The sequence below is a fragment of the Bacteroidota bacterium genome, assembly GCA_018816945.1.
In the GTDB taxonomy this organism is placed as follows: Bacteria; Bacteroidota; Bacteroidia; order Bacteroidales.
Map to the genome: position 1 here is coordinate 67,741 of JAHIVC010000097.1, position 20,277 is coordinate 88,017.

A 20,277-nucleotide genomic window follows, 5' to 3' on the forward strand; every position below is an offset into this window, starting at 1 on the left:
TTAGCTACATTTTCACGATATTTACCAAATATTGCTTCATTATGAAAATCATCAGTATCAAAGAAGAACTGCATAAAAATTACCTTAAACAAAAGGGCCGTTTTGTGGTTGATTGCAATACCTTCATCTTTTCTATTGAAGAAATTGAAATACTGGAAAGATATGGGCATTGGTTTAAAGCGATATGTAATGGTGATCTGGAAATTTTCACCGAACGTCAAAGAAGATTTATTCAGGCAATGAAAGGTGAAAGGGAGCCTTTTAGCCCTGAAGAAGTTGCCTGGCACAAATACCTTGGTCGTAAAAAGGTGGAGGCTAAATACGGGGATAAATTTCAATATCACTATGTACCCGAAGAAGATGGTTTTTATAGCAGGGAAATGCATAAAACTCAACAATTATTAATGTTGAGGGTAATTTGGGAAGAACATACCTCATAATTCAATCATCAAGAAATGCTTGAATTCCTTTATCAACACATTGTATGTTTTTATTAATAATAGGATGGAGATTCCAGATAATACTTCTCTTGAAAATTACTGATTGCTGAGCTAATTTTTATAAATTAGCATGCAATAAAAAGCATTAATTCAGTAAACCTTAAACCAATGAAAACTTACAAATTCCAATTCTTATTTGTCATTTTAATCCTGTTGGCTGCCTGCAGCCCAAGTGTTAAACAATTAGATGTCGAAAACTATGTTAACGCTGAACAGTTTCTGCCGGTAAATTCAGAAAAACTCGTATTCAATAATTATGTGCGTGCCAATTTTATTGATTCAACAAGTAATTTTTGGTATACGATCAATACCCGAAAAGGTAAAGAATTTCTGGAGGTAAATATGGAAACTAAAACCAAAAAGCCTGTTTTTGATCATGAATTGCTTGCTTCAGTATTATCGGCTCTAATGGACACAGTTTATGATGCCTATAAACTGCCTTTTAATCGCATCGAGCTTAAAAATGATGTAGTTGAATTTACAGTGAAAGGGAAAAAATATGGATTTAACAGAGTTTTTTCATTGATTGCCGAAGTCAAAGAGGAGGAAAACATCAAAGGTGTAAAATCACCGGATGGCAAATGGACGGCTTATTCGAAAAATCACAATTTGTACATTCAAAATTTAAATTCAAAACAAGAGATTGCATTAAGTTCGGATGGGATGGCAAAATACGAGTATGGGAATTCGTATTCATGGTACAATTTATTCGATCTTCAAAACCCCGCTTTGGATAATAAGGAGTTGACTGTTGAATGGTCGCCCGATTCAAAGAAAATAGCAACATTCCGTGTTGATTATCGTAACTCAAAATACCTATACTTATTGCAGAGCGTTTTAGAGAAAGAAAGAAGGGCCAAAGTTTGGTTTTATGAACGGGTTTTAGTTGGCGATACTGCTTTAGCCATGATTGAGTTCGTGCTTTTTGATGTAAATACGCGCAAACAAACCAAAGTTGATATTGAACCTTTCCCAAAATTCTTATATTCCGGTAGTATGGAATGGTTAAATAACGAAATGCTGGTTTTTGACAGAAACCTTCGTGGATATAAACAAAATGATATAATTGAAGTAAACGGAATAAATGGAAAAACCAGACTCGTTGCAAGTGACAAAATGGATACCTATGTTGATGTGAACATAGCCTTTTATAAGGTTTTGGATAAAACCAGGGAGCTATTAGTGACTTCCGAGAGGGATGGATGGAACCACCTTTACCTTTTTGATTGGGAAAGTGGGGAGCTAAAAAACCAAGTGACAAAAGGGAATTTTGTTTTCAAAAGTCTTAAGTATTTAGATGAAGAAAACCGATTGATTTATTTCACTGCCTGCGGGATGGAAGATGAAAGGAATCCTTATCTCGATCATTTATATGTAGTAAATTTTGATGGCTCAGGATTGAAACTTCTGACCCCTGAAGATGCTCATCATGAAATTCTATTTAATAAAACAGGCGATTTATTTGTGGATAATTATTCAAGGGTTGATTTGCCAACCATATCTGTTTTAAGATATTCAAAAACAGGGGAAATATTGATGGAAATCGAACAAGCAGACGTTAAAGATTTATTAGCTACAGGATGGACCTATCCGGAAGTTTATAAAGTTAAAGCCAGGGATAACGAGACCGATATTTGGGGTGTAATCCGCAGACCAAGTAATTTTAGTGCAAAAAATAAATATCCGATTATTGATGGCACCTATTCGGGTCCTCATGCTGTCCGTATGCCCATTTCGTTTACCAACGCATACAGAAGCTGGGATCAATCGTTCGCCGAACTTGGATCAATTGTGGTTACTGTGGATGGTTTGGGAACGGCTCAGCGATCCAAAAAATTCCACGATTTTTCCTATAAAAATTTGGGTGATATTGGAGCCGATGACCACGAAAAAGCAATAAGGGAGCTTGCAGCCAAATATAAATATATGGACATTGATCGGGTTGGGATTTTTGGACATTCAGCGGGTGGCTACGATGCAGCGAGAGCTTTGTTAATCAAACCGGATTTTTATAAAGTAGGTGTTTCATCGGCAGGTAACCATGATCAGCGTATCGATAAAGTGTGGTGGAATGAACTCTATATGGGTTTTCCTGAAGGTCCTGAATATGAACAACAGGCAAATATGTCCAAAGCAGCCAACCTCAAAGGAAAACTTTTGCTCATCCATGGAGATATGGATAATAACGTAAATCCGATCGAGACCATCAGGATGGCTAATGCCTTAATGGAGGCGAACCGTGATTTTGATATGCTGATTATCCCGAATAAAGATCATAATTTGTATGATCATAAGTTTTTCACCCGTAAAAGATGGGATTATTTTGTTAAAAATTTGATGGGGGCAGAACCTCCAACCAATTATGAAATTGGGGTCAAATTCAAGCAAGACTAGTCATCATTTTTAGCCTATAATGCTGGTATTATCATAATTTTGTGAGATAAATATTTGGATGAGCATATTAATAGAAAATATTAAAAAATTGGTGCAGGTTGAAGATCAACCTCGGAAGTTCGTTGCCGGAAATGCCATGGCTAAATTACCGGTTTTGGATGAGGCATGGATACTGATTGAAAAAAATCGGATTGCTTCATTTGGCAAAATGGATGATCCGTTAAGACCTAAATCTGCAAGGAAAGTTATAGATGCAACGGGAAAAATGGTTTTCCCTGCCTTCTGCGATTCTCATACTCATCTGGTTTATCCTGCCAGTCGCGAAATTGAATATGTAGATAAAATCAAAGGGCTGTCGTACGAAGAAATTGCAAAACGTGGGGGAGGAATCCTGAATACTGCCAGGAAAATGCAGGAAATTTCTGAAACCGAATTATTCGAATCAGCCATGAAGCGCCTGGATGAAATTATGTATTTGGGTACAGGTGCCGTTGAAATCAAAAGCGGGTATGGACTGAATACCGAATCTGAATTGAAAATGCTCAGGGTAATCCGACGACTGAAAGAATCTCACCCACTTACCATTAAATCTACTTTTTTAGGAGCTCATGCCGTTTCAGGCGAATATAAAGGAAAACAAAGTGACTATGTTGATTTGGTGATCAATGAAATGATTCCCAGGGTTGCATCTGAAGAACTTGCAGATTATGTGGATGTATTTTGCGATCGTGGTTTCTTCACGGTTGAGGATACAGATCGGATTTTAAACGCAGCCATGAAGTATGGTTTGCGCCCAAAAATACATGCCAATGAGCTGGATTATTCGGGAGGGATTCAGGTTGGAGTGAAGTATAATGCATTGTCTGTTGACCATCTTGAGTACACAGGTTATGCTGAAATAAAAGCATTGCTGAATACCGAAACGATGCCGACTGTTTTACCCGGAGCTGCATTTTTTCTGGGGATGGTTTATGCACCGGTTCGCAAAATGATTGATGCAGGACTACCGGTGGCTTTGGCGAGTGATTTCAACCCGGGTTCTTCGCCTTCCGGAAATATGCAATTAATCCTATCAATGGCAAGTATACTTTATCGGATGTTGCCAGAAGAAGCCATCAATGCAACTACATTAAATACAGCTTATGCCATGGGTGTTGAAGAAGAACTTGGAACAATTGCCGTTGGCAAAAAAGCCAATTTATTTATCAGTAAAGAAATTCCAAGCATCGAATTTATGCCTTATGCTTATGGAAGTAATAAAGTAGAATCAATGATTATCAACGGGAAAATGAAATAATTTCATATATTTATGTAAAATTATTTTCGATGAAAGGTGTTATTTTTACTGAATTTATTGAAATGGTTGAAGAAAAATTTGGCTTTGAAATGGCTGATAAGCTTCTTACCCAACCTGAATTAAAATCAAAAGGTGTGTATACTGCAGTAGGTACCTATGATTTTGATGAAATGCTGTGTTTAATTACAATGTTAGGCAAAGAGACAAAAACCCCTATTCCTTATCTATTAGAAGTTTTTGGAAATTATTTATTCTCAAGATTGTTAATTCTTTATCCTCTGCTCTTTGAGGATAAAAAAAACGTATTTGAATTTCTTACCCAAATAGATAAATATATTCATGTAGAAGTTTTAAAGCTATATCCGGATGCTCAATTACCGAAAATTATTACTCAGCTCAATGAGGACAAAACCCAAATGACAATGATTTATACCTCAGAGCGAAAATTAAGTGATCTGGCTTTGGGCTTAATTAATGGTTGTATTAATCATTTCAACGAAAAAATTACAGTCAGTGTTGTGGGAAAATCAAACGATGGAAGCCTAGTCACTATCGTTTTAAATAAAAAATAAATTATTTTGAGTGAGTTAGATGCTATAAAAAGATCTCTGGATAGAGAGCGTAAAGCCCGCAAACAGGCTGAAGCGATTATTGAGCAAAAATCACGTGAAATATACCTTGCCAATCAGGAATTAATAAGTTTGAATCAATCTTTAGAAGAAAGAATTCAGGAGCGGACAAAAGAATTGAATCTGGCAAAGGAAGAAGCTGAAAGTTCAACAAAGGCAAAGTCATTATTTTTATCCAATATGAGTCATGAAATCCGCACCCCATTGAATGGAATTATTGGAATATCTGAATTAATGCTCAGAGAAAGTGGTGAGAGTCATATAAGAGAAATGTTGCATACGGTTAAGTATTCTGCTGATAATTTAATGGGAATAATTAATGATATACTGGATTTTTCGAAAATAGAGGCCGGTAAAATTACTTTTGAAAATATTGAATTTAATTTAGGAAACCTTCTGGATAATTTAAAAGCTGTATTAAATCCCAGGATTCAGGAAAAAAAGTTAGAACTTAAGCTTAATTTATCAGATTCTGTCCCTGAAAGATTAATTGGAGATCGAATTAAATTAAATCAAATCTTAATGAATCTGGTAGGGAATGCAATTAAATTTACAGATAAAGGATTTGTTGGAATTGAGGCAAGCTTTGATAAACTAAATAAAAATACAGGAAATCTTTTAATAAAAGTATCGGATAGTGGAATTGGAATTCCTCAAAATAAAATTGATACAGTATTTGATAGTTTTACCCAATCTAATTCTTCAATCACGAGAATTTTTGGTGGGTCAGGACTTGGCTTAACTATCACAAAGCGATTAATTGAACTTCAAGATGGAAATATTAGGGTTGAAAGCGTAGAAAACAAAGGTACTATTTTTGAATTTAACCTGCCTGTTAGATTTACAATGATTAAGACGCAAAAGGTCCAAAAGCTAAATGGTGAAATAAATATTTCGGTATTAAAAGGAATTAAAGTTTTAGTGGTTGAAGATAATACGATTAATCAATTTGTGGCCGCATCATTTTTGAAACACTGGGGTATCAATGTGGATATTGCAAATAATGGTAAAGAAGCTATCTTTTTATTGGAAAATAAAGTAATAGACATTGTACTTTTGGACTTACAAATGCCAATTATGGATGGAATGGAGACTTGTGAGCGAATTCGGAATGGTAAAACCAATATCAAAGATATCAATATCCCGATAATTGCTTTAACTGCTGATGCATTTGAAGAAAGTAAAACTAAAGTGCTGGGATGTGGAATGAATGATTTTGCAACAAAGCCGATAATTCAAGAGGAATTATTGCAAAAATTATTAAAATATTGTCCAAAAAGAAATAACTAGAATGAAAGAAAAAAATCATTTTATTAGTTCAGAATTTTATTTTGAGTTATTTAATCAATTACCAGATGCCTTGGTATTGCTTGATTCTGATTTAAATATTAAATTGAGCAACCATTTATTTAGGGATCTATTTCATTCTAATGATGAGGTTAACTTTGAAGAAGTTTTAGGTCATAAACTCGGTTGCAAAGATTTTTATCAAAGTGTTTCTGGTCACGACTTGAAAATAAACTGCACAAATTGTAAGCTGAAAAATTCAGTCAAGAAGGCGATTTCAAATAAAAGAACTCAAAAGCCTGATACTATGGTTCTGCAAACAATAGGGACCCAAGACGAATCCTTAAAGTTAATTCAATTTCAGGCAATATATATTAAGTATATAAATCAGGAATACGTTTTGTTAAAATTGAATGATCTGACCGAATTCGGAAATAATACTGTTGATCTAATCACAAATCCTAAAAAAGATTATTAAAAAAAAGAATAATTTCATAATTAACCACTCGTCGTTTCATCTGCCTTTCCTATTTTTGCTGACTAATTATTTAATATTAAAAATAGTTAAAGTTTCAGATACTGTTTGAACTGGATATAAAATCTTATTAATAATTAAAATTACATTAAGGCTAGAACCCGGAATAAAAAATTAATCAACCTATGAAAAAATTAATCGAATGCGTTCCAAATTTCAGTGAAGGGCGCGATATGGGAATCATTAAACAGATTACCAACGAAATTGAAAAAATCGAGGGCGTTAAATTACTGGATGTTGATCCGGGTGCAGCCACAAACAGGACTGTTGTCACTTTTGTAGGGACCCCGGATGAAGTAATTGAAGCTGCATTTGTTGCAGTGAAAAAAGCTGCTGAAATCATTGATATGAGTAAGCATAAAGGCGAACATCCTCGCATGGGAGCTACTGATGTTTGCCCTCTGATTCCAATTTCGGGTATTACGATGGAAGAGACCACTGAATATGCGCATAAATTGGCAAAACGTATCGGTGAGGAACTAAATATTTCTGTTTATTGTTATGAAAATGCGGCTTTCAAACCTGAGCGCAGAAACTTAGCCAATTGCCGTTCAGGCGAGTATGAGGGCATGTCAAAAAAGTTAAAAGATCCAAATTGGAAACCTGATTTCGGACCAAGTGAATTAAATGTGAGAGCAGGCGTAACCGCTGTTAGTGCCCGTGATTTTCTGGTCGCATACAATGTAAACCTAAATACAACTTCAACAAGACGGGCTAATTCCATCGCATTTGATGTCAGGGAAAGGGGTCGCACTATGAGAGAAGGAGATCCGATTAGCGGAAAAATTGTGAAGGATGCAAATGGTAAACCGGTGATGATCCCCGGAAGCTTAAAATCAGTCAAGGCTATTGGTTGGTTTATCGAAGAATATGGGATTGCACAAATTTCGATGAACCTTACGAATATCAGCATAACCCCTGTTCATATTGCATTTGACGAGGTTTGCAAGAAAGCTGCCGAACGAGGAATCCGGGTTACGGGCTCTGAATTGGTTGGGCTGATTCCATTACATGCCATGCTCGATGCAGGAAAATATTTTTTACGCAAACAGGAAAGATCACTAGGGGTTTCGGATGATGAATTGATCAAAATTGCTGTCAAATCAATGGGTTTGGATGATTTAAAACTATTTAATCCAAAGGAAAGAATCATCGAATATTTATTGGAAGATGGGAAAAGCAATAGATTGGTTAAAATGAACCTGGAAGAATTTGCCGATGAAACTGCTTCCGAATCACCTGCTCCGGGAGGTGGTTCTATCTCTGCTTATGCAGGGGCATTAGGAATTTCCTTAGCCACAATGGTAGCCAATCTTTCTTCACATAAAAGAGGCTGGGATGAGCGTTGGGAAGAGTTTTCAGTTTGGGCAGAAAAGGGCCAGAAAATCAAAAAAGAATTATTGTTTCTGGTGGATGAGGACACCCGGGCCTTCAATAAAATTATGGATGCCTTTGGATTAGCAAAAGCCACTGACGAGGAAAAAGCCATCCGTACACAAGCAATTCAGGATGCTTCAAAATATGCAATCGAAATTCCATTCAGGGTGATGCAAAAATCATTCGAATCAATGGAAGTGATTAAGGCCATGGCGGAAATAGGAAACCCAAATTCTGTTTCTGACGCCGGTGTTGGAGCTCTTTGCGCCAGAACAGCAGTAATGGGTGCTTACCTCAATGTGAAGATCAATGCCGCCGGCATCGATGATAAGGCTTATGCAAATGAGAAACTTAGTTTAGGTGCCGAAATTGAAGCCAAAGCAATTGCTTTGGAAACAGAAATTTTAAAGGTAGTAAATGAAAAGATAGCGTAAATATAGTTTGGGATGGCGTCCCCGAACTCGCTGATGCGAGTCGGGACGCCATCCCTTTTTATCCCTTTTTAAGTCATCCTTTTTTGTACTTTTAATCCAACCAAAATTATTTATAACTCTAATAAAAAATAGCTCAAATTATGAAGAGAAGAACCAAAATAATTCTTACAATTATTCTTGTCACTTTTATCGGCATAGGAATTTATGGATATCAGGTTTACCAAATGATAATGGGTAGTGAAAAAATCAGGGGCGTACAGGAGACAATTCCTGAAGCAGTAAATCATAATATACCGGGCTTAACTTTAGGTTCCGATGATTGGCCGCATTGGCGAGGTGCCGATCTGGATGGTAAAAGTAAAACAATAGGAATCAATACGAACTGGTCCTCGGGACTAAAAAAAGTGTGGCAGGTCGATTTTTTATGTCAGGATAACTCAACAGGATCATGGTCGTCAGTTGCTATTCAAGGAGATCATTTGGTGGTTCCAGGCAGGGATGAGAACAATGATTTGGTATTTTGTTTGAATGCTGAAACAGGAGAATTAATTTGGACCGGATCCTATGAATCAGCAGCTTTAACTCCTCACGGAAAAGGAGCCAGAGGCACTCCATTTATTGATCAGGACAGGGTTTATACTTTTGGGAGAAGTGGGGATTTGGCGTGTTGGAATTTGGTTGACGGAGAAATGCATTGGAAAAAAAGCGTTGTTGATGAAGGTGGTATTGAGCCGGATTGGGGTTATTCAATATCCCCTTTTATTTTTGAAAATAAAGTAATCGTTCAGGGTGGGGGAGATGCTTTAATCGTGGCTTATGATAAAATGAGTGGCGAACTGATTTGGAAATCTTTAGTCGGAAAAGCCGGATTTTCATCTGCCATGCCAATTAAGCTTAATGAAGAAGCTTTCTTATTGATATTTCATGGGATGGGATTGTCTTGCATCAACCCGAATAACGGTTCTGAATTGTGGATGCTACTCTGGGAAACAGATTATGGGGTTAATGCAACAACGCCCATTGTAAATGGGGATGTGGTGTTTTTTACTTCAGGATATGGGATGGGAAGTCAGGCCATTAAAGTATCGAAAGAAAAGTACGAAGTAATTTGGACCAACCCTGATTTTGCTGCTCAGCATTCCGACCCAATTCTCATTGATGGGTTTTTATATGGATACAGCGGTCAAAGTACAAGTAACAAAGGCAAATTTAAATGCATTGAGTTATCAACTGGAAAAGAGATGTGGAGCACGAATGAAATGGGGAACGGCACTACGGTTTTTGTTGACGGATATTTAATCTGTATGGATTATAAAACCAATTTGTTTCTTGTTGAACCCGACCCAAATCAATTTAATCTTATTAGTAGCACGGATAACGGTTTGGAAAATGTCCGATATTTAGCATGGACTCCACCTGTTGTAGCAAATGGTAAATTGTACATCAGGTATTTACAGAGTTTGGCATGCTTCGATTTAATGCTTTAACTTTTTTATAAGGAAAATTATTCCGTATCCGGCGGTTCTTTCAAGGGCTTGTTCCCAAATTCTTCTTCTAATATATCCTTTAGTTTAACCGGTTGACAAGGCGTTCGTTTGCCTTCTTTGCAAAATGTTATTTTGCCACTTTGCTCTGAGACTACGATAGCCACAGCGTCAGATTGTTCGGTGATCCCAATTGCAGCACGATGACGAAGTCCTACCCTTGCAGGCAATGAGGAATTGTCGGAGACAGGTAGAATACAAGCTGCTGCTAAGATTTTATTGTTAGAAATGATTAAAGCCCCATCGTGTAATGGGTTGTTTTTATAAAAGATACTTTCAATTAAAATTGGGGAAATAAGCGCATCTATCCGAATGCCTGTTTGAACATAGTGCCTGAGGTCGTTATGTTCAGTTATTACGATTAAAGCTCCTTGTCTTGCATCAGCCATACGTTGAGTTGCAACTACAATTTTGTCAATGTCAAGTTCAGCTTTATAGTTCGTATCAAAATTCCAAAATAGAAATTTCCCTTTTCTTTTCTGAAAATAGGCAGGCGTTCCAAGTGCGAGTAAAAATCGCCTTATTTCCTGCTGAAATATAACAATAAGTGCAATAAATCCAACGCTGATGAAGCCCCCAAGCATTTGACTAAGCAGTTCCATCTTTAAAGCATCAACCAACTTCCAAATAAGGAATATGGCAATGATTCCAATTAAAATATTGATAGCAACTGTTCCTCGCAATAGGCGGTATAATTCAAATAAAAGGTAAGCAACCAGCAGAATGTCAATAATATCAAGAATCCTGATATCGATAAAACCCGGAATAATAAAATTGACCATTGGTTATAGCTTGAGTAACAAATTTAATAAAAAAGACGAGGTTTATATACGGCTAACGATTTTTATTGCTTCTTTAGCAGCTTTTACATCATGCACCCTTAAAATATTGGCACCATTCAGCAACGCAATTGTGTTCAAAACAGTGGTACCATTCAGCGCATCGGATGGTGTTATGCCCAGTGCTTTATAGATCATTGATTTTCTGGATACACCAGCAAGAACAGGTAGTCCAAAAGTTTGGTATTGTTTTAGGTTTTTAATGATTTCGTAATTATGATCCAATGATTTTCCAAATCCAAATCCCGGATCTAAAATTAATTGATCAACACCCAAATCATAGAAATATTTAATTCTATCATTAAAGAAATCCATGATTTCCTGATTTACATATCTGTAAGAAGGAGCCACCTGCATGATTTTAGGATCGCCTTTTGTATGCATCAAAACAAACGGCTTTTTATAATGAGCAATGGTTTGAGCCATTTTTTTGTCAAAGCATCCACCCGAAACATCATTGATTATATCTGCTCCTTCTTCAATTGCGGCTCTGGCAATTTTCGAACGCCAGGTATCAACCGATACAAATAAATCCGGAAACTCTTTTCTAACTTTCCTTAGCGAAGGTAAAAGCCTTCCAAGTTCTTCTCGTTCGCTAACCTCCTCTGCAAAAGGTCGGGTTGACACAGCTCCAAGATCCAGGATATCTGCCCCTTCTTCAATCATTAATCCTGCTTTTTTGAGTAAATCTTCACTTTCAGGGAAACGACTACCTTCATAAAAAGAATCAGGACTAATGTTTAAAATTCCCATTACCAGTGGTTTATCAAGCGCAAGTAATTTGCTGCCCGATTTCAGCTTTATAATTGAAGGGAATTCTTTATTTTTACTTTCGGAAATATCTGACATATAGCTTAACTGATTCTGGTCAATACAAAAGTAAAGATTCTAAAATTAAGTTATGGCTGTCAACTAAAAAGATATTTGCCGTTTTCATGAAGCTCTAAAATAATAAATGAATGATAAACATAACTTCTCAGCAATTTGATTCTGTAATCGACGAATGTAAATGCATCTTTATCAATAAAATGAAGGATTATGGTACTGCCTGGAGAATTCTTCGAACCCCTTCATTGACGGATCAAATTTACATTAAGGCAAATCGGATAAGGAGTATTGAGGATAAAGGAACTCAGAAAGTAGAAGAAGGTGTTAAGCCTGAATTTATCGGAATCATTAATTACTCAGTCATGGCCCTAATTCAGCTTGAGCTGGGCGTAGCAGAAAAAAATATGGTGTTGCCAATTGACCGGGTCGAGAGTTTATATGATAAATATATTGCAGGGGCCAAAAATTTGATGGAAGCCAAAAATCATGATTATGGCGAAGCGTGGAGAAATATGCGCATCAGTTCATTAACTGACATCATTCTCATGAAACTGCTGCGCATCAAACAAATAGAAGATCATGACGGGAAAACAAATATTTCGGAGGGTTTGGATGCCAACTATTACGATATATTAAACTATTCAATATTTGCAATGATCAAGCTTAAAGAACTAGAAAGTAAAAATAATCCATGAAGAAGTTATTGAGAACGATTAGCCGTATTTTGGTAGGACTTGTTTTTGTCTTTTCAGGATTTGTAAAAGGCGTCGACCCATTAGGAACTGCGTACAAAATCGAAGATTATTTTAATGCCTATGGAATGGATTGGGCCATGCCCCTGGCATTGTTCTTATCGATAACTCTGTGCATGGTTGAATTTGTACTCGGATATACGCTTGTACTGAATTTGAAATTAAAGCAACTTTCCTGGTTGTTGCTTGCAATGATGTCCTTTTTTACTTTACTTACTTTGTACGATGCGCTTTACAGCCCTGTTCCTGATTGTGGCTGTTTTGGCGATGCAATCACTATAACGAATTGGCAAACCTTTTATAAAAATGTGGTACTGATGGTTTTTGTCCTCTTTATTTTTATTTCTAAAGAGAAGTTCAAATCGATCTTTAAACCCAAAGTTGAAATTGTTTTAATTCTGATCGGAATTATCGGATTTAGTTGGTTCTCAATTTATCAATACCGGCATTTACCAATGATTGATTTCCTTGAATGGAAAGTTGGAACGGATTTAACTCCTGATAATGAACAAGGAGATGAAATATTCTTAATCTATAAAAATACCAAGACCGGTGAAACGCGGGAGTATCTTTCGCCAAATTATCCATGGAACGATTCTGTTTGGATAAGTGAATGGGAATTTGTGGATCAGCGTGTGGTGGAGCATAGTGGAATTCAATTGCATAATTTACGTTTTGAAGATCTGTCGGGAAGCGATTTAACTGACCAAATTATTCATAAGACGGATTATCAATTATTCATTGTTACCTGGAATGTTAATAAATTTCCGACCAAAGCAATATCCCAAATCAAATCTTTAGTTGAAAATGTGACTTTAAGGGGGTCTTCCATTCAAGGACTCACCAGCAGTTTAAGTGAGGATATTGAGCAATTTCAGGCAAAAACAGGCATTGATTTAGTTTTTTATAATTCGGATGGCATTGTTTTAAAAACGATGATACGCTCAAATCCGGGCATTGTACTAATAAAAGATGGCGAGATTCTGGCAAAGTGGCATTATAATGATTGCCCTGACATTGCCGAACTTGAAAGAAAATTTCCCGGATTTTAAAACAGAAATCCTATCTTTAACGTATGGCCCAATACATTCTTAAGCGGATTTTTTATGGCTTTCTGGTTCTGTTCGGAGTCATCACCGTAATTTTTCTGTTGTTTAATGTGTTGCCCGGCGATCCGGCCAGGATGATGTTGGGGCAACGTGCTGATATTGCATCAGTTGAAGCGATTAATCATGACCTTGGATTAGATCAATCTTTGCCTAAACAGTATTTCGGATTCTTAAATGATCTTTCGCCTATTTCAATCCATAATTATAAGAATAAGCCCAGTTTTTGGTTCCTTGATCCTGAAAAGTATTCTTATGTAGTTTTATTCAAACTGGCAGATCAAAAAATTGTCCTGAAAAAACCATATTTGCGTCGATCGTATCAAAGCAAACGCAAAGTTTCGGATATCCTGAGCGAAGCTTTTCCCAATACCATGATTCTGGCGACCGTGTCAATCTTATTTGCGGTAATTGTTGGTGTTTTTGTTGGAGTAATTGTGGCAATAAAGAAAAATATATTTATTGAAAGATTAGCGATGGTTTTTTCGGTGCTGGGAATGTCCTTGCCCTCTTTCTTCGTAGCCATAATATTTGCCTGGATTTTTGCCTATTTACTGGGAGATCTGACCGGACTTAATATGTTTGGGAGTTTAAAAACCGTCGATGATTTTGGAAACGGAGAATATTTTGATTTAAAAAACCTTATTTTGCCGGCAATAACTCTCGGAATTCGTCCGCTAGCCATAGTTGTCGAACTTACAAAGAGTTCCTTACAGGATGTTTTATCACAGGATTATATCAGGACTGCTAAGGCAAAAGGATTGTCAGCTTCACGGATTATTCGTAAACATGCCTTGAAAAATGCTATGAACCCTGTGGTTACGGCAGTTTCAGGGTGGTTTGCTTCATTAATGGCTGGTGCTGTTTTTGTGGAATATGTTTTTGATTGGAAAGGGGTAGGAGTGGTAATCGTCAAGGCTCTTGAAAAATACGATTTTCCTGTAATTATGGGTTCTGTATTAATTATCTCCATACTTTTGGTGATTATCAATATTTTTGTTGATATAATTTATGCATTACTTGATCCACGGATAAAGTATAGTTGATGTATTTTAACTTAGCGAAATTTTGAACAATGGTTTTGGGTTTGTAAATTTGGGTATGAGAAAAAAAATAGTAGCCGGTAATTGGAAGATGAATTTAAACTTTCAGGAGGCTGAAGAAGTATTTGAATCCATTATCGATCTATACGGTGATGAAGATTCTGAGAATCCTATCATGATTATTTGCCCTCCTTATCCTTTTTTGGAGGTTGGAACGGATTTAACTGATGAACTTAAGATATGCATTGGAGCTCAGGATGTAAGTAGCCATTCAGGTGGGGCATACACAGGTGAGGTTTCAGCGGCAATGTTAGATTCAATGGATGTTGAATATTGTATAGTCGGACATTCGGAGCGCAGAAAATATTTTAATGAATCGTCGGCATTAATTAAAGAAAAGGTTGAGCAACTTTTAGAGCACGATGTTTGCCCGATTTTTTGCTGTGGTGAACAACTTGATGAAAGACAAAGTGGAAAAGAATTCGAGGTTGTAAAATCTCAACTATCTGATAGTCTTTTTCATCTTTCAAAAGAGGAAATTGAAAATTTAGTCATCGCATATGAACCTGTTTGGGCTATTGGTACAGGTTTAACAGCCACTCCCGATCAGGCTGAAGAAATGCATGCTTTCATTCGTAAACTTCTTAAAGAGAAGTATAATGAAAAAGTTGCAGAAAATATGTCTATCCTTTACGGTGGAAGTTGTAATGCCAAAAATGCACGTGAAATTTTTTCAAAACCCAATGTTGATGGTGGCCTTATTGGGGGAGCATCTTTAAGTCCCGATGATTTTTACCATATCTATAAAAGTTTTTGAAATTATGAATTACGTTGCATCTACTTTTAGAAGTGAGTATAAATATATTGATTGGGAAGTATTAATGGCTTTTTTAGGCGAAATAGGCTATGAAAGCTTTGAAGAAATTGAGAATGGCGTATTGGCTTATATTGCTCAACCCGATTTCGATAACCTGAAAGTTGAAAGCTTATTAGCTGACAAATTTAGTGGTAAGGATATTATATGTACTCAAGAAACTATACAGGACCGTAATTGGAATGAGGTTTGGGAAAGTAATTACGATGCGGTTGTCATTTCAAATCGTTGTTTAATCCGTGCACCTTTTCATCCTTCCGATCCAAGCATGGAATTTGAAATATTAATTGAACCTCAAATGTCGTTCGGAACGGCTCACCATGAGACCACCGCAATGATGATTTTATACATTCTTGAGGCCAATTTAAAAAACAAGGAAATTCTTGATATGGGCTCAGGGACCGGGGTTTTAGCCATTCTGGCTTCTATGAAAGGTGCCAAATTTATCGACGCGATTGATATTGAAGAATGGGCCTTTAAAAACTGTCTGGCAAATACGGAAAAGAATAAAGTTACGAACGTAAATGTTGTTCAAGGAGATGCTTCTTGCATTATTAAGAAATATGATGTTATCTTTGCAAATATTAATTTAAATATTTTAGTACAAGATATGGAGGTTTATGCCGCAGCGATGAAAGCTGGTGGCATTATTTATTTTAGTGGATTTTATCAGTCTGATTTAACAAAACTCAAACAAGCTACTAATAAAACTAACTTACAATTAGTTGATTCTAAGGAAAAAAATAACTGGATGGCAGCCACATTTTTAAAAACTAAATAAAAATGATCATAGTACTCAGCGTAATTGTTGCCGTAATACTGGCCTATTTAATTGGTTCTATACCTACAGCAGTTTGGGTTGGCAGGGCTTTTTATGGTGTGGATGTAAGGACTCAGGGTAGTAAGAATGCCGGAGCTACAAACACAATCAGGGTACTTGGATTAAAAGCTGGTATTCCTGTAATTATTGTTGATGTTTTTAAAGGTTGGTTTGCAGTATACATCGGTGTGATTTTTAGTAATGTCGGCCTTAGCGAAAATCAATTCTTATTTCTCGAAATAAGTATGGCTGCAGCATCCGTTTTGGGGCATATTTTCCCGATTTATGTTGGCTTTAAAGGCGGTAAAGGTGTTGCAACACTATTCGGTATTGCATTGGCACTTTATCCATATGCAGTTCTTACTGTATTAGGCGTATTTTTATTGGTGTTTTTTATCACCCGAATGGTTTCTTTGTCGTCGGTTCTGGCCTCCATTTCGTTTCCATTTTTTGTCATTTTTTTATTTCATATCCCATATCTCCCGTTAATTTTACTCGCCATTGCTGTAGGATTATTTGTTCCTGTGATGCACCATAATAATATCAAGCGATTATTAAGGGGTGAAGAATCAAAAATTTCCTTCAAAAGAAAAAGTAAATAGTGCCTTCGTATGTGCAAAATTTGTTGAGAAAGAAAATATTTATTCGTCAGGTTCATAATTTTATTTAATATATTTACTGTTAAATAATCAACTCTCTATTAAAATCATAGTAAAATGAAATTTATTGTTTCCAGCTCACTGTTACTGAAAAACATTCAAGCTTTAAGTGGTGTTCTAAATTCAAGCAATACCTTACCCATCCTTGATGATTTTCTATTCGAACTCAAAGAAGATAAGTTATTTATTACCGCTTCCGATTTAGAAACAACCATGACTGTTTCGTTGGAACCAACCAAAGCCGAAGAACCCGGAATGGTTGCGATACCTGCTAAAATTCTGCTTGACACACTTAAAACATTTGCTGATATTCCGGTTACGATATCCGTAAATAAAGATACTTTAGGTATTGAAATTTCTGCCGGAGACGGTAAATATAAATTACCCGGCCATCGCAGTGACGAATATCCACAAGCTCCTGCTTTGGAGGATACTACGACCTTAGAGATAAAGGCACCTATCCTGGTAAATGCTATAAATAAAACTTTGTTTGCGACAGGAAATGATGAACTACGACCGGTAATGTCGGGTGTGTTTTGCGAAATTACTCCTGATGACATTACTTTTGTTGCCACTGATGCACATAAATTAGTCAGATACAAAAGAACAGATGCTTTTGGGGAAATTTCAGCATCTTTTATCCTGCCTAAAAAACCACTTAATCAGCTTAAGCATTTGGTTACTGCCAAAGAAGATGCTAAGGTAAAGATTGAATACAATCAAATTAATGCTTTCTTTTCATTTGAAAATGTGAGTATGGTTTGTCGGTTAATCGATGGTAGGTATCCAAATTATGATGCTGTTATCCCTACAAATAATCCGAATATTCTTACCATTGACAGATTATCCTTACTTAATTCAATAAAACGTGTCGCGATATTTGCAAATCAGTCGACTCATCAGGTCAGGTTTAAAATTTCAGGTAAAGAACTGACCCTTTCTGCCGAAGATATTGATTACTCAAATGAGGCTAGGGAGCGACTGACCTGTAGTTATGAAGGTGAAGATATGGAGATCGGATTTAATTCGAAATTTTTGCAGGAGATGTTATCAAATCTTGATAATGATGATGTAAAAATTGAAATGTCGGCACCTAACCGTGCAGGTTTGATCTTACCCGTTGATACGGAAAATGAAAAAGAAGATATTTTGATGTTGGTTATGCCGGTGATGCTTAACCAATAGCATTGTTTAATTTGAAGATATAAAGCAAGGTCGAAAACCTTGCTTTTTTTATGTCTTCGGGGAACGGTTTCTCGAATGTGGTATAACAAAAAAAGCCCTCCAATTTGGAGAGCTTTTAATTTTTCAATTAATGAAGAAGTACTTTATTCAGCCCGTTTTACATTAATGGCTTTTTTTCCACGGTTATCTTCTGTGATGTCGAAAGTGACTTTGTCGTCTTGAGAAATTCGGTCGACTAATCCTGTGGCATGGACAAAGATGTCTTGTTTTGATTCATCATCAACAACAAATCCAAAACCTTTTCTTTCATTGAAAAATTTAACAATTCCGGTTGACATAGTAATAAAAAGTTAAGTTAATAATTATACAAATATACATTTATTTTCTACCAAGGCAAGAATTTTGCATATTTAATCAATTATGATTACCATCAAACCGAGAAATAAAAGCTTACTAAATAGTAGACTTCTCAGAAATTATCCAATTTTAGGTCCTGCATTTACCAAAAGTTTTCCTTCTTCGTTGTCGGTATATTTTTCGAAGTTTTTAATAAAACGGCTGCCAAGATCAACAGCTTTCTTGTTCCACTCGTTCACATCTGCGTATGTATCACGTGGATCAAGTATTTTCGGATCAACCCCAGAGAGTGAAGTAGGAACCTCTAAGTTGAAAACAGGAATAATCTTTGTTTCAGCTTTTTCGATAGAACCGTTTAGAATTGCATCAATTATTCCGCGGGTATCCCGAATGGAAATTCTTTTTCCGGAACCATTCCAGCCTGTATTTACTAAATAAGCTTCAGCTCCGTGAGCTTTCATTTTTTTTACTAATTCAGCACCATATCGGGTTGGATGAAGAGAAAGAAAAGCAGCTCCAAAACAAGCTGAAAATGTAGGTTGAGGAGTGGTAACTCCAAGTTCGGTCCCTGCTAATTTTGCAGTAAACCCCGATAAAAAATGATATTTGGTTTGCTCAGGTGTTAATTTCGAAACGGGAGGCATAACCCCAAAAGCATCAGCAGTAAGGAAAATAACTTTCGTTGCGTGACCTGCTTTTGAAACAGGTTTAACAATGTTATCAATATGATAAATTGGATAGGAAACACGTGTGTTTGCAGTTAACGAACCATCTTTGAAATCAATTTTACCTTTACTGTCAACTGTTACATTTTCAAGAAGCGCATCACGTCTGATTGCGTTGAAAATCTCCGGCTCCGCTTCTTTATCTAAATCGATCGTTTTTGCATAGCACCCACCTTCGAAATTGAAGATGCCATCGTCATCCCAACCATGTTCATCGTCGCCTATTAACTGACGATTTGGATCGGTTGAAAGGGTAGTTTTACCAGTACCTGAAAGACCAAAGAAAATAGCTACATCACCTTCTTCTCCAACATTGGCAGAACAATGCATTGCAGCCATCCCGTTTAAAGGTAAGTAGTAATTCATCATGGCAAATAAACCTTTTTTCATTTCTCCGCCATACCAACTTCCCCCTACAACATGCATTCTTTCAGTTAAATTAAATACAGTATAAACCTCCGAATTTAACCCTTGTTCTTTCCATTTTGGATTGATAGTTTTTGAAGCATTTAAAGAAATAAAATCGGGTTCGCCATAATTTTCTAATTCTTTTTCAGTGGGGCGAAGGAACATGTTTTTAACAAAATGAGCCTGCCATGCAACTTCCATGATAAAGCGAACTTTCAATCGTGAATCGGGATTTGCACCACAGAAAGTATCCATTACGTATAATTTCTTTCCAGATAACTGTTTTAGTGTATTTTCTTTGAGTTCATTCCAAACCTCTGTGCTAACTGGTTTATTGTCGTTTGGTGATTCAGGAGTTGTCCACCACATGGTATCTTTGGTTGTATTATCCTTAACAATGTATTTGTCCTTTGGTGCTCGTCCAGTAAATCTCCCTGTCATTACATTGATTGCATCCAATTCTGTTAACTGACCTTTTTCAAATCCTTTCAGGTTTGGATCAGTTTCATCCTTGTATAATTCCTCATAAGAAGGATTATAGTAAATTGTGTCAACCTGAGTTAAACCATAGTTTTCTAAAGCTTTTCTTAGCCTGTCCGGATTTTTCATATTGATGCAGCTGTTAATTTGTTATTTAAAATGATTTTGTTGTATTTAATATTTTAATAAATCGCACAAGTTAAT

General features: G+C 36.3%; 19 protein-coding genes. 15 read left to right on the top strand and 4 right to left on the bottom strand.

Annotated elements, in window-relative coordinates; genetic code table 11:
* Nucleotides 1–41 precede the first annotated feature (41 nt).
* The 8 genes from maoP (at nucleotide 42) to KKG99_14250 (ending at nucleotide 9,940) form a co-directional block, all read left to right on the top strand.
* Nucleotides 42–440 (top strand): DUF413 domain-containing protein, encoded by a 399-nt coding sequence (maoP, locus tag KKG99_14215; protein ID MBU1014151.1) that lies wholly within the window; start codon nucleotides 42–44, stop codon nucleotides 438–440.
* A 168-nt stretch (nucleotides 441–608) separates the two neighbouring features.
* Nucleotides 609–2,894, top strand: coding sequence for a S9 family peptidase (locus tag KKG99_14220; protein ID MBU1014152.1), 2,286 nt, complete (start codon nucleotides 609–611; stop codon nucleotides 2,892–2,894).
* A 58-nt stretch (nucleotides 2,895–2,952) separates the two neighbouring features.
* Nucleotides 2,953–4,191: an imidazolonepropionase gene (gene hutI / locus KKG99_14225; GenBank protein MBU1014153.1), complete on the top strand. Its 1,239-nt coding sequence runs from the start codon at nucleotides 2,953–2,955 to the stop codon at nucleotides 4,189–4,191.
* Between the two features lie 62 nt (nucleotides 4,192–4,253).
* The gene (locus KKG99_14230) at nucleotides 4,254–4,763 is read left to right on the top strand and encodes a heme NO-binding domain-containing protein (GenBank protein ID MBU1014154.1); all 510 of its coding nucleotides are present in this window, start codon (nucleotides 4,254–4,256) and stop codon (nucleotides 4,761–4,763) included.
* A gap of 6 nt (nucleotides 4,764–4,769) precedes the next feature.
* The gene (locus tag KKG99_14235; GenBank protein ID MBU1014155.1) at nucleotides 4,770–6,110 is read left to right on the top strand and encodes a response regulator; all 1,341 of its coding nucleotides are present in this window, start codon (nucleotides 4,770–4,772) and stop codon (nucleotides 6,108–6,110) included.
* A gap of 1 nt (nucleotide 6,111) precedes the next feature.
* Complete coding sequence (locus tag KKG99_14240; GenBank protein ID MBU1014156.1) at nucleotides 6,112–6,585, top strand: hypothetical protein; 474 nt, start codon at nucleotides 6,112–6,114, stop codon at nucleotides 6,583–6,585.
* 182 nt (nucleotides 6,586–6,767) lie between these two features.
* A complete protein-coding gene (ftcD, locus tag KKG99_14245; protein MBU1014157.1) occupies nucleotides 6,768–8,453 on the top strand; it encodes a glutamate formimidoyltransferase in 1,686 nt (561 codons plus the stop codon).
* Nucleotides 8,454–8,593: 140 nt separating this feature from the next.
* Nucleotides 8,594–9,940, top strand: coding sequence for a PQQ-like beta-propeller repeat protein (locus KKG99_14250; GenBank protein ID MBU1014158.1), 1,347 nt, complete (start codon nucleotides 8,594–8,596; stop codon nucleotides 9,938–9,940).
* Nucleotides 9,941–9,957: 17 nt separating this feature from the next.
* Here the strand turns inward: KKG99_14250 and cdaA are convergent, their stop codons facing one another.
* Both cdaA and folP read right to left on the bottom strand, forming a co-directional pair.
* The gene (gene cdaA, locus KKG99_14255; protein MBU1014159.1) at nucleotides 9,958–10,779 is read right to left on the bottom strand and encodes a diadenylate cyclase CdaA; all 822 of its coding nucleotides are present in this window, start codon (nucleotides 10,777–10,779) and stop codon (nucleotides 9,958–9,960) included.
* A gap of 42 nt (nucleotides 10,780–10,821) precedes the next feature.
* Nucleotides 10,822–11,685, bottom strand: coding sequence for a dihydropteroate synthase (folP, locus tag KKG99_14260; GenBank protein ID MBU1014160.1), 864 nt, complete (start codon nucleotides 11,683–11,685; stop codon nucleotides 10,822–10,824).
* 113 nt (nucleotides 11,686–11,798) lie between these two features.
* Between folP and KKG99_14265 the strand changes: the two genes are divergently transcribed.
* The 7 genes from KKG99_14265 to dnaN all read left to right on the top strand — a co-directional run bounded on the left by KKG99_14265 (nucleotide 11,799) and on the right by dnaN (nucleotide 18,103).
* Nucleotides 11,799–12,359: a DUF1599 domain-containing protein gene (locus tag KKG99_14265; GenBank protein MBU1014161.1), complete on the top strand. Its 561-nt coding sequence runs from the start codon at nucleotides 11,799–11,801 to the stop codon at nucleotides 12,357–12,359.
* Entirely contained in the window at nucleotides 12,356–13,468 is a 1,113-nt protein-coding gene (locus tag KKG99_14270) for a DoxX family protein (protein ID MBU1014162.1), read from the top strand. Before KKG99_14265 ends, KKG99_14270 begins: the two co-directional genes overlap by 4 nt.
* A 23-nt stretch (nucleotides 13,469–13,491) precedes the next feature.
* Nucleotides 13,492–14,568, top strand: coding sequence for an ABC transporter permease (locus tag KKG99_14275; protein ID MBU1014163.1), 1,077 nt, complete (start codon nucleotides 13,492–13,494; stop codon nucleotides 14,566–14,568).
* Nucleotides 14,569–14,623: 55 nt separating this feature from the next.
* Complete coding sequence (gene tpiA / locus KKG99_14280) at nucleotides 14,624–15,382, top strand: triose-phosphate isomerase (GenBank protein ID MBU1014164.1); 759 nt, start codon at nucleotides 14,624–14,626, stop codon at nucleotides 15,380–15,382.
* 4 nt (nucleotides 15,383–15,386) lie between these two features.
* Nucleotides 15,387–16,220 (top strand): 50S ribosomal protein L11 methyltransferase, encoded by an 834-nt coding sequence (prmA, locus tag KKG99_14285; protein MBU1014165.1) that lies wholly within the window; start codon nucleotides 15,387–15,389, stop codon nucleotides 16,218–16,220.
* A 2-nt stretch (nucleotides 16,221–16,222) separates the two neighbouring features.
* A complete protein-coding gene (gene plsY, locus KKG99_14290; protein MBU1014166.1) occupies nucleotides 16,223–16,861 on the top strand; it encodes a glycerol-3-phosphate 1-O-acyltransferase PlsY in 639 nt (212 codons plus the stop codon).
* 114 nt (nucleotides 16,862–16,975) lie between these two features.
* Nucleotides 16,976–18,103 (top strand): DNA polymerase III subunit beta, encoded by a 1,128-nt coding sequence (gene dnaN, locus KKG99_14295; protein ID MBU1014167.1) that lies wholly within the window; start codon nucleotides 16,976–16,978, stop codon nucleotides 18,101–18,103.
* Nucleotides 18,104–18,246: 143 nt separating this feature from the next.
* Here dnaN and KKG99_14300 read toward each other — a convergent pair whose 3' ends face one another.
* Nucleotides 18,247–18,441: a cold shock domain-containing protein gene (locus KKG99_14300; GenBank protein MBU1014168.1), complete on the bottom strand. Its 195-nt coding sequence runs from the start codon at nucleotides 18,439–18,441 to the stop codon at nucleotides 18,247–18,249.
* 138 nt (nucleotides 18,442–18,579) lie between these two features.
* Nucleotides 18,580–20,202, bottom strand: coding sequence for a phosphoenolpyruvate carboxykinase (ATP) (gene pckA, locus KKG99_14305; protein ID MBU1014169.1), 1,623 nt, complete (start codon nucleotides 20,200–20,202; stop codon nucleotides 18,580–18,582).
* Between the last annotated feature and the right edge of the window lie 75 nt (nucleotides 20,203–20,277).